At 66.7% G+C, this 13,464-nt stretch carries 15 protein-coding genes; 1 reads left to right on the top strand and 14 read right to left on the bottom strand.

Annotation, left to right across the window (positions count from 1 at the left end; all coding sequences use genetic code 11):
* Positions 1-77 precede the first annotated feature (77 nt).
* Complete coding sequence (locus tag H5J25_RS17020; protein ID WP_318781335.1) at positions 78-665, bottom strand: response regulator; 588 nt, start codon at positions 663-665, stop codon at positions 78-80.
* A gap of 496 nt (positions 666-1,161) precedes the next feature.
* On the opposite strand from H5J25_RS17020, the gene H5J25_RS17015 reads away from it, so the two are divergent.
* Complete coding sequence (locus H5J25_RS17015; RefSeq protein ID WP_202093135.1) at positions 1,162-2,115, top strand: IS110 family RNA-guided transposase; 954 nt, start codon at positions 1,162-1,164, stop codon at positions 2,113-2,115.
* A 79-nt stretch (positions 2,116-2,194) separates the two neighbouring features.
* Here H5J25_RS17015 and H5J25_RS17010 read toward each other — a convergent pair whose 3' ends face one another.
* The 13 genes from H5J25_RS17010 to H5J25_RS16950 all read right to left on the bottom strand — a co-directional run bounded on the left by H5J25_RS17010 (position 2,195) and on the right by H5J25_RS16950 (position 13,464).
* The gene (locus H5J25_RS17010) at positions 2,195-2,593 is read right to left on the bottom strand and encodes a flagellar export chaperone FliS (protein ID WP_202093133.1); all 399 of its coding nucleotides are present in this window, start codon (positions 2,591-2,593) and stop codon (positions 2,195-2,197) included.
* Positions 2,590-4,020: a flagellar filament capping protein FliD gene (gene fliD, locus H5J25_RS17005; protein WP_202093131.1), complete on the bottom strand. Its 1,431-nt coding sequence runs from the start codon at positions 4,018-4,020 to the stop codon at positions 2,590-2,592. Before fliD ends, H5J25_RS17010 begins: the two co-directional genes overlap by 4 nt.
* A gap of 51 nt (positions 4,021-4,071) precedes the next feature.
* A complete protein-coding gene (gene flhB, locus H5J25_RS17000; RefSeq protein ID WP_202093126.1) occupies positions 4,072-5,211 on the bottom strand; it encodes a flagellar type III secretion system protein FlhB in 1,140 nt (379 codons plus the stop codon).
* Positions 5,211-5,981 (bottom strand): flagellar biosynthetic protein FliR, encoded by a 771-nt coding sequence (gene fliR / locus H5J25_RS16995; protein WP_202093124.1) that lies wholly within the window; start codon positions 5,979-5,981, stop codon positions 5,211-5,213. Before fliR ends, flhB begins: the two co-directional genes overlap by 1 nt.
* Before the next feature lie 198 nt (positions 5,982-6,179).
* Positions 6,180-6,449 carry a flagellar biosynthesis protein FliQ gene (gene fliQ / locus H5J25_RS16990; RefSeq protein ID WP_202093121.1) on the bottom strand — a complete coding sequence of 90 codons (270 nt, stop codon included), beginning with the start codon at positions 6,447-6,449 and terminating at the stop codon, positions 6,180-6,182.
* Between the two features lie 4 nt (positions 6,450-6,453).
* Complete coding sequence (gene fliP, locus H5J25_RS16985; RefSeq protein ID WP_404829622.1) at positions 6,454-7,233, bottom strand: flagellar type III secretion system pore protein FliP; 780 nt, start codon at positions 7,231-7,233, stop codon at positions 6,454-6,456.
* Between the two features lie 101 nt (positions 7,234-7,334).
* The gene (locus H5J25_RS16980; protein WP_202093113.1) at positions 7,335-7,592 is read right to left on the bottom strand and encodes a flagellar biosynthetic protein FliO; all 258 of its coding nucleotides are present in this window, start codon (positions 7,590-7,592) and stop codon (positions 7,335-7,337) included.
* Positions 7,593-7,598: 6 nt separating this feature from the next.
* Complete coding sequence (gene fliN / locus H5J25_RS16975) at positions 7,599-7,901, bottom strand: flagellar motor switch protein FliN (protein WP_202093111.1); 303 nt, start codon at positions 7,899-7,901, stop codon at positions 7,599-7,601.
* Positions 7,898-8,851, bottom strand: a complete 954-nt coding sequence (locus H5J25_RS16970; protein ID WP_202093109.1) for a flagellar motor switch protein FliM — start codon at positions 8,849-8,851, stop codon at positions 7,898-7,900. Before H5J25_RS16970 ends, fliN begins: the two co-directional genes overlap by 4 nt.
* 6 nt (positions 8,852-8,857) lie before the next feature.
* A complete protein-coding gene (locus H5J25_RS16965; RefSeq protein ID WP_202093108.1) occupies positions 8,858-9,451 on the bottom strand; it encodes a flagellar basal body-associated FliL family protein in 594 nt (197 codons plus the stop codon).
* Between the two features lie 34 nt (positions 9,452-9,485).
* Complete coding sequence (locus H5J25_RS16960) at positions 9,486-11,684, bottom strand: flagellar hook-length control protein FliK (protein ID WP_202093106.1); 2,199 nt, start codon at positions 11,682-11,684, stop codon at positions 9,486-9,488.
* Between the two features lie 39 nt (positions 11,685-11,723).
* The gene (locus H5J25_RS16955; protein ID WP_202093105.1) at positions 11,724-12,143 is read right to left on the bottom strand and encodes a hypothetical protein; all 420 of its coding nucleotides are present in this window, start codon (positions 12,141-12,143) and stop codon (positions 11,724-11,726) included.
* The gene (locus H5J25_RS16950; RefSeq protein ID WP_202093103.1) at positions 12,136-13,464 is read right to left on the bottom strand and encodes a FliI/YscN family ATPase; all 1,329 of its coding nucleotides are present in this window, start codon (positions 13,462-13,464) and stop codon (positions 12,136-12,138) included. Before H5J25_RS16950 ends, H5J25_RS16955 begins: the two co-directional genes overlap by 8 nt.

Genomic DNA, 13,464 nt, shown 5'->3' with positions numbered 1-13,464 from the left:
CCTGTCGAAGCACCTGTCCACCGGGCCCGCCATTCGACAAGCTCGGGACGAACGGGGGGAGATTTATAACGGGAAGTTCAGACGTGAACGGATTCCGTGCCCAGCCGCTCGACCTGATCGTTCAGCGCCTGGATCGATGCGATCAGGCGCTGCCGGTCGGCGCGGGTTTCGGCGAGTTCCATCTTCGCCTCGCCCAGTTCCATCGCGCGCGTGGCGATGCGGGCGTCGAGCGCCTTGTTCGCGCGCTTCAGTTCCGCGATCCGACGACCACGCGCCAGCACCCGTTCGATCCGCGCCGCCAGTATTTCGAAATCGAACGGCTTGGCGACATGATCGTCCGCGCCCGCCGCCAGCGCCTGCACCGCGGCGGCCGGATCGCTGCGCGCGGTCAGCATGATGACGGGCAGGTCCGCCGTTTCCAGCGACCCGCGAATTTCCTGCAGGACGCGAAGCCCGGGCATAGTCGGCAGCGCCATGTCCAGCAGCACCACGTCGAACCCGCGACCCGCGATCAGGCTCAGCGCCTCCGGCCCATTGTCGCTCAGCGCGGTCAGATAGCCCAGATGCCCCAGCCGCCGGCCGATCACGCCCAGATTCGTGCGATTGCCATTGACCGCCAGAACGGTCCGTACGGTCTTCCCGGTTTTCCCGAACAACTCCATCATGCCAGCTCCACCTGCGATCCGGGCCAGCCTAGGCGGGGGAGAGTCACGAAATGGTTAATGGCGTCGCAACCGTAATCGAGCGCGCCTGCTCACGCGTCGGTCCTCCCACCCTCCGTTCGTTTCGAGCGAAGTCGAGAAACCTTGGCCTGTCCCCGGTTTCTCGACTTCGCTCGAAACGAACGGGAAGGGATGTTTCAAGGCGGTTCCGGGCCTGAGAACCTCAAGTCGTGCGGTTCGGTCCACCACTCCGTTCGTCCTGAGCTTGTCGAAGGGCGGGCCCCAGGTGCTTCGACAAGCTTGTCTGTCTGGAATGGTGTAATCGGCAAGGTGCCTGAGCCGGGTGGCCACCCGGCTCAGGCGGCGGATGTGAGGCCGTTCGACAAGCCGGTCGACAAAGACCGTTCCTGAGCAGGGCCACATCCGTCTTCCCAAACCCCGGACAGTTGCCTGGGGCCGTGCTTACGGACCCCGCATGACAAGCTTGGGAGACCGGATCATGTCACACTCCGACCTCTTTGTCGGCATCGATGTTGCCAAGGACGAACTCGTTATCCACGCTCATCCGGCAGGAATGCTCTGGCGGGTACCCAATACCAAGACCGGCATTGCCGCACTCGGCCGCAAGCTTGTCCGGCTTGCCGGTACGGCGTGCCTGCGGATCGGCTTCGAGGCATCGGGCGGTTACGAGCGCAAGCTCGCCATCCTGCTCGATCGGATGGACGTTACAGCCTATCTCCTCGATCCGGCACGCGTGCGCAGTTTCGCCCGTGCCGAGCGACAACTCGCGAAAACCGACCCACTCGATGCGGCCGTCATCGCGCGGTGTCTGGCAGCACTGCATCCCGAACTGACGCCCTATGTCCATGATCCCGAGGCCGTGAGGCTGGCCGAGCATGTCCGCATGCGCGATCTTGCCGTCGCCCAGGCGGTCCAGTTCGGCAATCAGTTGGAGAGCATCGCCGATCCCGCCATGCGCCGCCTCGTCGTCGCGCAGGTCGCACGGCTCAAGGCCCTGGTTCTGCGCATCGAAAAAGCCATTGCCAGCGTCATCGCCGCCTCGCCCGATCTGGCCGCTCGCGAAGCCCTGCTCCGCACAGCACCCGGCGTCGGGCCGGTCGTTGCCGCATGCCTGCTGGCACGCATGCCAGAACTCGGACGCCTCTCCAGTCGACAGGTCGCAGCGCTTGCTGGCCTCGCCCCCTTCGATCGCCAAAGCGGCAAGACCAGCCGGCCGGGGCGATGCTCGGGCGGCAGGCCCAGCATCAGGCGTTGTCTCTATCTGGCCGCGCTCAGCATCGCGCGCTCGGGCAAGGGGCAACTCGCCGCTACCACCAACCGCCTGCGAGAGGCCGGCAAACCCTTCAAGCTTGCCATCGTCGCCACAATGCGAAAACTGCTCATAACCCTCAACGCGATGGTCAAAAACAATACCGAATATCGCACCGCGTGAACACAGTTGCTCAGCACGAACGGTCTGGGATTTGCGTCGAACGGAGGGAAAGTGGTCTCGCCGACACCCACCGCCCCCCTCAAGCCGCGCGCATTGTCGCCCACGCCGCCGAAATCTCCTCCAGGCTCGTCGCTACCTCGCGAAACGGGGCGGGGTCGTGCCCGATGCTCGCATCGACGATCTGCCGCCGCGCGCCGCCGTAAACGCGCGCCAGCGTGTAGGACAATTCGCCGCCGGCCTGGTAATCCAGCCCCGTTTCCAGCGCGAAAAGGATCGCGGTGGCGCGGGTGATCTTCTCGCTCTTCATGCGGAACTGGCGGTTTTCCGTCGCCCATGCCGCGACGCGCAGCGCGCGGACGAGTTCGTCGTACAGCACCTGCACCAAGGCGGGGCCATCCGCCGTCGCAGTCTTTCCGGCGATGTCGATCTGGCGATACGTCGCCTCGGGGTCGCGGCCCAATGCGCTGGCGTACATCATGAGCTGCTATTCCATGCTTCGACCTGTTGCTTCAGGAATGCCTGGGTCGATTTGTACGCCGCCACGCGGGCATCCATCGCGGCATATTGCGCGGTCAGCCGCTTGGTCATCACCGCTTCGGCATCGCTCAGGTCCGACTGGTCGCTCGCCACGTCGCCCTGCGCCTTGGAATAGCGCATCGCGCTCGCGCCGAGGCCCGTCTTGACGTTGGTCGCCGCTTCCGAGATCGCGGCGAGCGCACCCGAAATGCCGTTGCCCGACGCACCCTTGCCGTCTGCGAACATCGCCTCGACCGCGGTCGGATATTTGTTCAGCATCGAAGACAGTACGTTGGAATCGACCGACAGGGTGCCGTCCCGATTGGTCCTGACGCCGATTTCCGCCAAGGTCGTCGGCGCGCCGGTCGCGGCGCCCGTCGACAAGGGGGTCAGCGTCAACTGACGCAACTGGCGTTGCAGTCCGGTCGCCGCGGCATCGCTGCGCAACGCGCCCGTCACCGGATCGGTCTGCTCCTTGATCGCGCTATTCAACTGGTTGAACGTCTCGACGAAGTCGCTGACCGCCTGGCTGAGCGACGCGGTGGGCGCGGTGCTGCCGATCGTCACGGTCGTGCCGACGGAAGCGGAGACGAGGTCCAGCTTCACGCCGGTGATCAGGTCGCCGATGCTGTTGGTCGGGCGTTTCAGCGCGGTGCCATCGACCGCGACGATCGCGTCCTTGGCCACCGTACCGATCGTCGTGGTCCCGCCCGGCCCGATGTTGAGGGCGGACAGGCCGGGTGCCTCGGGGTCTTCCGTCGCGGTCAGCGTGAAGGCCTTTGCCTCGCCCGTCGCGCCCTTGATGCTCAGGCGGGACCCGGCGGAATCGGTCAGCACGGTCGCGGTCACGCCCGCCCCCGCCGCGTTGATCGCGCGCGCGATGCCCGACAGGCCGGAATTGCCCGCCGTGATCGGAATGGAGATCGGCTCGCCGGCGCCCGCGGTGAAGCCGGTCATCGCGCCGTTGGCGACCTCCGCCGTGCCAAACGTCAGCGTGAAGCTGCCACGGCCGACCGCCGCGATCGTATCGGGGCGGGGCGTGCTGGTCGCGACCTGTGCCGTCGCCAGCTGTCGCACCTCGACGCTGGCCGACAGTCCGGCGAGCTTCGCCCCGGACAGCGCGCTGACATTGACGATCCCGGCGTTGGAACTGGTCGGCGCGGTGGCCAGCGATCCGCCCTTGACCAGGCTGGTCAGCGCGCTGGCAAAACTGGTGATGCCGCTCTTCAGCGACGAGACGCCCGAAATCTGCTTGGTGATCGTCGCACTCTGGTTGGTCAGCTGCGCGGTCTTGTTGGCGAATTGCGCATCGACCAGGGATCCGACCAGAGCGGCGACGTCCACTCCGGATCCGGCGCCCAGCGCATTGGTGATCGACGATATGGCCATGCGCGGTTCCCGGAATGTCTATCCCCAGGAACGACCGGCGCAGGGAAATCTTTAGGCCTGTTTGACGCCGTTCTCGTCGAATTTTGCGGTCGGCGGGACGGCGACGACCGGCGCGGCGGCGGGGGCGGTGCCGCCGGCTGCCACGTTGATGCCGAACACGAACGCCAGGATCGTCGCGATCGCGATGTACAGGTCGTCGCGCACCTCCTGCCCTTCCTTGCTGGTGTAATAGACGGCGCGCGCGATCGCAGGATATTCCAGGATCGGCACCCGGTGCTCGCCCGCCACTTCGCGGATCGCCAGCGCCAGCACGCCGCGCCCCTTCGCCACCACCACCGGCACCTGGTCGCGGCCCCGGTCGTAGCGCAGGGCGACGGCGAAGTGCGTCGGGTTGGTCAGGATGACGTGCGCCTCCGCGACGGCCTTGCGCATGCCGCGCCGCAGGACCTGTTGCTGGCGGCTTCGGATCGCGTGCTTCGCCTCGGGCGACCCTTCGCTTTCCTTATGCTCGTCCTTGATCGCCTGCTTGGTCATGCGCAGCTTGAACAGGCGGCGAATGATCTGCACCGGCACGTCGATGCCGGCGATGATCACCAGCCCCGCCGCCATCGCGAACAAAATCCCCATCAACGTCCCGCCGAGCGCCCCCGTCGCGCTCTCGACATCGGTCGAGACCAGCCCGATCGTCATGTGCGATGCAGACATCAGCATGTAGGTGCCGATCGATCCCAGCAGGATCACCTTCAGCAGCGACTTGCCGAGTTCGATCCAGCCCTGCGACCCGAAGATCCGCTTCAGCCCCGATGCCGGGTTGATCCGCGACGCCTTGGGCGCGAGCAGCTTGCCGTTGAACCCGATCGAGCCGAGCCCCGCCTGGCTCAGGATCGCCGCGGCGACCGATATGACGAACAGGCTTATCATCGACGGCGCGAGCTTCCACCCCGACGCCATCAGTGGGCGGAACGGTTCGAAATCCTCCACGTCGCCGCGGCCGAACTGGAAACTGGACATCATCACCGCCTTGCACGCGCCGACCAGCGACGGTCCGAACATCGCCAGCCAGCCGCACCCGGCCATGATCACCAGCGCGGTCGCGAACTCTTTCGATTTGAGGATGTCGCCCTGTTCGGCCGCATCGCGTTTGCGCTTTGCGGTTGGTGCTTCTGTCTTTTCGCCGAATTCCTCCGACATCAGAACACCAGGCTCTCGACCGCGGCCAGCCCCTCGCGGACGATGACCAGCATGAAATCACCCATGGCCGGGAACGCCATCGCCAACGCGACCACGCCGACCGCGAGGCTGGCGGGCAGGCCGACCGCGAACAGGTTCAGCGCGGGCGCTGATCGCGACAGCATGCCGACGACGAGGTTGAGGCACAGCAGAAGGAATCCCACCGGCAACGCCAGCAACAGCCCCGCGGTGAACGTATATCCCCCGAAAAATGCGATGTTCTTCAGTTGCGCGGCGCTCAGCCATGCGCCGCCGACGGGCAGCACGTCATAGCTTTTGACGATCATCTCGACCAGCACGAGGTGCCCGTTGACCGACAGGAACAGCAGCGTCAGCATGATCGAGAAGAATTGCCCGAGCGCGGGCGACGACCGGCCGTTCTGCGGATCGATCGCATTGGCGAACCCGATTCCCATCGAAATGCCGATGATCTCGCTCGCCAGCATCGGCGCGGCGAACGCGATCTGCAGCACGAATCCCATTGCCAGCCCGACCAGCGCCTCCGACGCGACCGCCAGGAACGTCGCGAAACCGAACACCTGAGCCGGCGGCACGACGCTGTGCGTGCCGAGCACGAGCACGCCGATCGCGCCCGACAGCGTCACGCGCACCATCACCGGCACCGTCACCGCGCCGAACACGGGCGCCGCGACGAACGCCGCACCGATCCGCACCATGACGAAGATCAACGCCCACAATTGCGGCTCGATCGAAAGGCCGAAGCCGAGCATAGCTAGATTCCCCTCCCGCTCGCGGGAGGGGTTAGGGGGCGTGCCTCATACGGGATGCCCCGAGATGGTAAGGCCCTCCCCCGACCCCTCCCGCAAGCGGGAGGGGAGAAGAAAAAGGGCCCCCTCCCGCAAGCGGGAGGGGAGAAGAGGAGGCCCCTCCCGCACGCAGGATAACAGAAGACGATCGACGCGACACTGCTACCGGACCAGTTCCGGGATGCGTTCGAAGATCCCGATCGTGAAGTCGCTGAGCAGCCCTAGGATCAGGCTGCCGAACACCAGGATCGACACCGCGACGACGATCAATTTGGGGACGAACGACAATGTCTGTTCGTTGATCGACGTCGCCGCCTGCACCATGCCCAGGATCAGCCCTGCGAACAAAGCCGGGATCAGGATCGGTGCGGCGGCGAGCGCCAGCACCCACATCGTCTGGTTGGCAACGGTCAGGAAATATTCCGCGTCCATCGGCCTAACTCACGAAACTGTTGGCAAGCGATCCCATCGTCAGCGCCCAGCCGTCGACCAGCACGAACAGCAATAGCTTGAACGGCAGGGATATGATCGTCGGCGACAGCATCATCATGCCCAGCGACATCAGCACGGTGGCGACGACCAGGTCTATTACTATGAAGGGTAGGAAGATCAGGAAGCCGATCTGGAAGGCGGTTTTGAGTTCGCTGGTCACAAACGACGGAAGGAGTACGGAAAAAGGGATGGCGGCGGGGCTGGCGAACTTGCCCGTTTTGGCGATGGTCGAGAACATCGTGATGTCCTTGATCCGCGTCTGCTTGACCATGAAGTCGTGCAGCGGGACGCCCGCCGTCTTGATCATGTCGGTCGCCTGCATGCGGCCTTCGGAATAAGGCTGGATCGCGGTCGTGTTGATCTGGCTGATCACCGGCGACATGATAAAGAAGCTGAGGAACAGCGACAGGCCGATCAGCACCTGGTTCGGCGGCGTCTGTTGCAGCCCCATCGCCTGGCGCAGGATCGCCAGCACGATGATGATCCGCGTGAAGCTGGTCATCATCAGCAGGATGCCCGGCAGGATGCTGAGCAGGCCCATGATGATGAGCACTTGCAGCGACAGAGCGAGCGGCGCCTGTCCGCCCGTGCCGCCGGCATTCGCGCCCAGATCCTTGATCGCGCGGTCGATGCCGTCGCCCACGCCGGGTGCGGCGGGAATGGCGGGAGCAGCCTGCGCGAAGGCGGGATGCGCGACGACCAACGCGACGACGATGCCGAGCATCACCAGCAGCGTCTTGGCGAACCAGCCGAGCGGGATGGTGTGGACGATTCCGGGCAGCTTGACCAGCGACGGACCGTGGCCGTGACGGGAGATGGAGGTCTTCATTTCGGTTCGATCTTGTCGATCAGCGTCACCCCGCCGCGACCGACCGCGACGAGCAGCTTGCGGCCTTCGAATTCCAGCACCGCCATGCGCAGGCCCGGGGAGATCATCATCGTCTCCTGCACCTTCATCATGCGGTTGGCGGGCTGGCCCGGCATGCGCGATGCAAGCTTCCGCCACGCCCACAGGCACCCGATCATCAGCCCGCAGACGAGCGGCAGAAGGACGACCAGCTTCAGGATATAGGACCACATCATGATCGATCAGGCCCGCTTTTCCGGCGAGACCAGTTCGGTCATCCGCACGCCGAACCGATCGCCCACCGTCACCACTTCGCCGCGCCCGATCAGCGTGCCGTTGACGAACACGTCGAGCAGTTCGTTGGCCTGGCGATCCAGCTCGATCACGCTGGATTCGCCCAGCGCGAGCAGCTCGCGCAGCGACAGCTGCGTCGATCCGATCTCGACCGTCAGCTTGACGTCCACGTCCTGCAACAGCCGGAAATTGGCCGCCAGCCCTTGCGGGATCTGGCCGTCGATCGGGAAGCCCCCGGTCATGTCGTTCATTGGAAATCCTCAACCATATGCGAGATCGAATTGAGCCGGATCGCGGCCTTGCCGTTGGACGTGCCGACCGTGCCGAAGCCCAATTGGTCGCCGCCGACCATCACCGGCACTTCCGCGCCGAAGCTGATCGGGATGACGTCGCCGGCCTTCAGGTTCATCAGCAGCGACAGCGGCACCGTCGGTTCGGCCAGCACGGAGCGGACCGGAAACTTCACGCCCATCACCGCACGGGTCAGGCCGTTGCGCCACGCCGGGTCGGGTGCCGCGGTCTTCGCGTGCACCTTGCCGATCAGCGAGGGCGTGTGGGGTTTCAGCGCGGCGACCGGATAGACGATGTCGACGAACACCGGCTTGGCCGTCCCCGCCGCGATGCCGAAGCGCGTGACGATGACGGCATCGTCGCCGTCCAGCCCCTGGATCATCGCCGGATTGGCCTCGACATGACCCGGCACGAAATCGATCCGCGCCAGCGGTTCCCATGCGGTCTTCAGCGGATCGGCGATCAACGCGCCCATCCGCGCGATCATTGCCTCGGCGGCCGGGGTGAATTCGGCCGGCAGTTCGCCCGGCGTCGCGCCCGTGCCGCCGAAGAACAGGTCGAGCACGCCCAGCACGAAGCGGCCGTCCAGCACCATCATCGCCTGCCCGCCCGCCTGACCCGCACCCTGGGTCATGGCCAGCGGCAGCCATGCGGTCAGCCCGTCGGGCCGTTCCGCGCGGTAATCGGCGAATCGCTGCACCACCAAGGGTTCGGCGAAGCTGCGGCATTCGGTACGCAACAGGGGTTCGAACACGGCGCGCAACCCCCGCGCAAGCCGCGCGGAGAGGTGCTGCAGCGTGTGCAGGTCGCCGAACGGATTGAGATTGGCCGCGCCCAGGGTGGCTTGCGCCACCTCCGGACGGGACCGTTCCCGCCGCTCGTTCGCCGTGTGTGAACCCTCGTTAACCATCGATGTTCACTGAACAACAAAATTGGTAAAGTAGACGTTACCAACGCCCCCAAATCCTTCCTTTTCTTTCAACGTCGCATTGATCGCCTTGGCCAGGCGGACCTGCAATTGCTTCTTCCCCTCGGTGCTGAACACCTGGTCCTCGGTGGTGTCGCTCAGCGCCAGCAGGATCGCGGATCGCACCGCAATCTCGTTGGTCTTGATGTTGTCGATGACGGTGTCGTCATAGGGGGACGAGATGGCGAGCCCGACCTGGATGAAGTGCACGCTATCCTGCAGGTTGGAGGTGAACTCCTTCTCCATCGCGTAATAATTGGAGGCATATTTGTCGCCGCCGGCCCCGGACGGCGGCGCCTTGCCCGCCTCGCCGCCTTCGCCGCCCTCTCCACCGGCCGCGCTGAATCTTTTCTGCTCGCTCTTGGGGACCAGCTTCGGGCCGACCGCTTCCTCTTCCTTTTCCTTGCCGTGGCCGACCATGCCGGTCGCATACAGGCCACCGCCCACGCCGCCGCCCAGCACGACCAGCGCGCCGATCCCGATGATCAGCTTCTTCATCATGCCGCCCTTCTTTTTCGGTGCGGCTTCGGTCTTGTCACTCATCGGTCAGTCCTTCGTTCGGTTGATGTTTGAAATGTCAGGCGATTCGCGAATCGCTCGCGGCCGATCCGTCGGTGCGGGTCGCGCGTGCCGGGCGAATCGGTTGCGCCGGTTCCGCCCGCTGCTGGCGCGTCTGGCCGCGGTTGGGATCGGTGCCGGTATCGACGCTGGTCTGGCCCAGCTTCACGCCGCGCGCTTCGGCCAGGTCGGCGAGCCGCGGCTGCGCATCGCTCAACAATTGCGCGCTGGCGCGATTCTCGGCGGCGAAATGGACGTGGACGCGGTCGCCATCCTTGCGCACCGACACATCGACCGCGCCGAGTGCGTCGGGGACGAGCCGGATGCGCGTATCGTTCGCGTCCGCACCGTCGCGCAGCATCTCGATATGGTCGATCATCCCTTGCAGGCCGGCATCCTGTTTCAGGTCCAAGGCGGCCTGACGGACGTCCGTCGTGGCGGCGACGGCATTGGCGTGCAGCGCGTCGAACGTCGTCGCGCCGATCGCCACGGCTGCGCGCGGGTCGCCCGGTTCGCGATCGTCGCGGCGGGATTGCTGGACGACGGCGGCGATCGCGGCGGCGAAGACCTGTCCCGCCGGCAGCGCGACCTGCGCCGTCGTCGGGGCGGTGGTCGGCGCTGCCGTCGTCGTCATCGAGACGGGGGCCTGCGTCTGGCTGGCCGATTGCGCTGTCGTGGCGGCAGGGGCCGCGGGTGAAGGCAGGTCCGTCTTGCCGACGATCTCCGTCGCGACGGGTATCGTCACGACGGGTGTCGTCAGAACGGGTGTCGTCACGACGGGCGCCGTCGTTGCGCCAATGGGAGCCGCCGGGCTCGATACCGCGCCTGTTACCGGGATGCGTACCGGATCGAGGTTGGTCGCAACGTCCCGAACGATCTGCTGCGCGATCGGCTCTGCCACGGGGGCGAAGCGGATCGGCGGCGGGGCGGCGCTTTCAGCCACGACCGGGATGTCTGGCGCGACTGGTGTCTTCCCCACTCGATCCGCAGGCGTGGCACCGGTCGTGTCCACCCGTATGACCGGCGCGCCCGGCGACGCCTTGATGGGCAGCGGCTGGTTGCTGCTCGGAATGTGAATATCCGGCGTCGTGGTCGGGCTGGCTTCGACCGGGCCTGCGCTGACCGGCGAGGTTGTGGCCGCGATCGACGCCGGATCGGAATTGGGTAGCGGCGGTGCTACCGCGATCGGCCGATCAAGCGTGCCGACCGGAACCTCCGGTGCGGGGACGACCTCGGGCGAAGCGGGCAGCGGAACGGACTTGGTCGTCTGGCGTGCGGCAAGGGTCTGGATCGTCGGGACGCCCGGCGCTGCGGGCATGGGTGTGGCGGGCGATTTCTGCGCTCGAACGGCCTTGTCGGGTACGGTCGGCGCGGCCGGTGCTTGGTTCGCGCGCCCGCGCCGAACCGCCACGGGGCTGGCTGGCGGCGCCGTCCTGTCGCCCGCCGGTGCCGCGACCTTCGGGTTTGCTGACACAGCGACTGATGCGTCGCGTGCGCCGGGCTTTGTTGCAGCCTCGGGCAGGGTCGGGGTGCCATCGGCCACCGGAGTGCCGGGCGCGACCGGGATCGGTTCGACGGGCTTCTCCGGGCCGGCGGGATCGACGGCCGGTATCGCCGGCGCGGCTGGATCCTGCTTCACCGGGGCGGTCCCTACGGCTCGGGGCGTGGCGGGCGGAGCCGCCGCGACGGCGCCGGATGCGATCGGCGCGGCCTCCACCGACGTTGCTGGCGCGGCGGCGAATTTCGGCGGCGTTGCGGTGCGGGCGACGGGCAGGCTGGTCGGCAGCAATGCGGACGGCAACCAGATGGTGTCCGCCGCCATGTCCCGGGTCGCATCGTCGGTGGCAATGTCCGCAGGCAAGTCCTTGCCGTCCACGGCAACATCCTGCCCCGCGGCGGGCGGCAAAAGCATGTCGGGCAGGGCCGACGCCGCATCGTCCGGAGACGCTACGGATGGGACTTGAACCGGCAGGTCCGGCAGTTCGGCCGCACCCGCCCGGCCGGGCTTTGCAGGCTTGCCGACGATCACGTCGCACCACGCCATCGCACTGGGCGAGGCGGCGACCGTCAGTCCTGCAAGTGTCTCGGAAAAATCACTTTTTGCCTGATCGACGGCAAAGCCGGTCGCCAATGCGGCGACGCCGGTCCCGGCGGTGCCGACAGGCGGGATCGCGCCGGTCAGCGACGGTGGCAAAACGGATGTGGAAAGTGCGATCATGCGATAACCCCGGTCGGGCGAACGTCGCCCTCCGGGCTATCAGCAAGGACCGTGCCGATTTTTACGCGTCGGCGGCGTGGCCTCCAGCGCGCGCATTTCCTTCAGGGCGTCCTCGGCGGTCGCGCGGTCCAGCAGCTTCTCGATCGCGGACTGGTCGCGCTTGGCTTCGCGCGTCTTTTCCGCCGCGCGCATCGCGACCTGTTCGGCCGCGCGCATGCGACCTTCGGCAGCGTGCGCCGACTGGTGCAGCCGGTCGCGGAAATGCGCGGCCGCACCCAGGGACGCGGCATTGGCGGTTTGCGGGGCAGGGGCGATCCCGGCGGCGAGCGAGGCGATCCGGTTGCGCAGCGAAACCTCGCCCGCGAACCGCTCGTTCGCGCGCGCTTCCTCGGCCCGCACCAGCCCCAGTTGCAGTGTCCGCACCTTCAGGATGCGGTTCAATTTCTTCGCATCAGGCATCGCCGAACACGCCGACCAGCTCGGCGACCGAATCCGCCAGCGTCACGGTTTCGTCCGGATCCTGCTTGATATATTCCATCACCGCCGGGTGGCAGGCGATTGCGGTATCGATCGCCGGGTCCGCGCCCGACCGGTATGCGCCCATCAGCACCAGATCGCGATTTTCCTCATAGGTCGCCAGATGCCGGCGCAGCACGCGCGCGGCCATGACGTGCGGGCGTTCGGCGATATCGGTCATCACGCGCGACACGGACGGGCCAAGGTCGATCGCGGGATAGACGCCGCGTTCCGCCAGCTGGCGGCTCAGCACGATATGCCCGTCCAGGATCGATCGCGCGGAATCGACCACCGGATCGTTGCCGTCGTCGCCATCCGCCAGCACGGTGTAGATCGCGGTGATCGATCCGCCGCTATGCACGTCGGTGCCGGCGCGCTCGATCAGATTGGGCAGCATCGCGATGGCCGACGGCGGATAGCCGCGCGCGGACGCCGGTTCGCCCAGCGCGAGACCGATCTCGCGTCCGGCATGCGCGACGCGGGTCAACGAATCCATGATCAGCAGCACCTTCTTGCCCTCGGCGCGGAACGCCTCGGCTATGGCGTGGGTGCGGAGTGCGCCGCGGATGCGCAGCACGGGGGAATGGTTGGCAGGCACCGCGACGATCACCGATCGCGCGCGCGCCGCGCCGGCGACCTTGGTTTCCAGGAAGTCGGCGACTTCGCGGCTGCGTTCGCCGATCAGGCCGATGACGATCACGTCCGCTTCGGCGGCGCGCACGATCATGCCCAGCAGCACCGATTTGCCGACGCCCGATCCCGCCATGATGCCGATGCGCTGGCCTTGTCCGATCGTCAGCAGCCCGTTGATCGCGCGCACGCCGACATCCATCGGCTCCAGCACGCGCCCGCGGTCCAGCGGGGATTGCAGCTTGCCGCCGATCGGCCAGCGCGCCGCACCGCGGATCGGGCCGAGCCCGTCGATCGGCTTGCCCGCGCCGTCCACCACGCGCCCGAGCATCGCCGCGCCGACCTCCGCCTCGCCGGGCGCGCCCACCGGACGCACCGGCGCCTGCGGCAGCAGCGGCGCGGGGCCGCCGAGATTCATCAGCAAGGTACGGCCGTTGCGGAAACCGATCACCTCGGCCTCGACGCCTGTTCCGGGCGTGCCGATCTCGCAGACGGTGCCGACCGGCAATTGCAGCCCGACCGCCTCCATCAGCAGCCCGTCGAACGACGCAAGCCGCCCGGAAACCTTCGGCTTCGGCGCGAACCCCGATGCGGACAGGGATTCCAGATATTCCTCGGTGAAACGGTTCAACAT

Origin of the sequence: Sphingomonas aliaeris, assembly GCF_016743815.1 — a bacterium.
In the GTDB taxonomy this organism is placed as follows: domain Bacteria; phylum Pseudomonadota; class Alphaproteobacteria; order Sphingomonadales; family Sphingomonadaceae; genus Sphingomonas; species Sphingomonas aliaeris.
Note: the sequence above shows the minus strand (reverse complement) of the source record. Positions and strands in the feature narration are given on the sequence as shown.

What these genes read in the sequence shown, in the direction of transcription:
- H5J25_RS17020 (WP_318781335.1), bottom strand. Translation starts at nt 665, where the DNA reads ATGATGGAGTTGTTCGGGAAAACCGGGAAGACCGTACGGACCGTTCTG.
- H5J25_RS17015 (WP_202093135.1), top strand. Translation starts at nt 1,162, where the DNA reads ATGTCACACTCCGACCTCTTTGTCGGCATCGATGTTGCCAAGGACGAA.
- H5J25_RS17010 (WP_202093133.1), bottom strand. Translation starts at nt 2,593, where the DNA reads ATGATGTACGCCAGCGCATTGGGCCGCGACCCCGAGGCGACGTATCGC.
- fliD (WP_202093131.1), bottom strand. Translation starts at nt 4,020, where the DNA reads ATGGCCATATCGTCGATCACCAATGCGCTGGGCGCCGGATCCGGAGTG.
- flhB (WP_202093126.1), bottom strand. Translation starts at nt 5,211, where the DNA reads ATGTCGGAGGAATTCGGCGAAAAGACAGAAGCACCAACCGCAAAGCGC.
- fliR (WP_202093124.1), bottom strand. Translation starts at nt 5,981, where the DNA reads ATGCTCGGCTTCGGCCTTTCGATCGAGCCGCAATTGTGGGCGTTGATC.
- fliQ (WP_202093121.1), bottom strand. Translation starts at nt 6,449, where the DNA reads ATGGACGCGGAATATTTCCTGACCGTTGCCAACCAGACGATGTGGGTG.
- fliP (WP_404829622.1), bottom strand. Translation starts at nt 7,233, where the DNA reads ATGCTCGGCATCGTCGTCGCGTTGGTCGTCGCGCATCCCGCCTTCGCG.
- H5J25_RS16980 (WP_202093113.1), bottom strand. Translation starts at nt 7,592, where the DNA reads ATGATGTGGTCCTATATCCTGAAGCTGGTCGTCCTTCTGCCGCTCGTC.
- fliN (WP_202093111.1), bottom strand. Translation starts at nt 7,901, where the DNA reads ATGAACGACATGACCGGGGGCTTCCCGATCGACGGCCAGATCCCGCAA.
- H5J25_RS16970 (WP_202093109.1), bottom strand. Translation starts at nt 8,851, where the DNA reads ATGGTTAACGAGGGTTCACACACGGCGAACGAGCGGCGGGAACGGTCC.
- H5J25_RS16965 (WP_202093108.1), bottom strand. Translation starts at nt 9,451, where the DNA reads ATGAGTGACAAGACCGAAGCCGCACCGAAAAAGAAGGGCGGCATGATG.
- H5J25_RS16960 (WP_202093106.1), bottom strand. Translation starts at nt 11,684, where the DNA reads ATGATCGCACTTTCCACATCCGTTTTGCCACCGTCGCTGACCGGCGCG.
- H5J25_RS16955 (WP_202093105.1), bottom strand. Translation starts at nt 12,143, where the DNA reads ATGCCTGATGCGAAGAAATTGAACCGCATCCTGAAGGTGCGGACACTG.
- H5J25_RS16950 (WP_202093103.1), bottom strand. Translation starts at nt 13,464, where the DNA reads ATGTTGAACCGTTTCACCGAGGAATATCTGGAATCCCTGTCCGCATCG.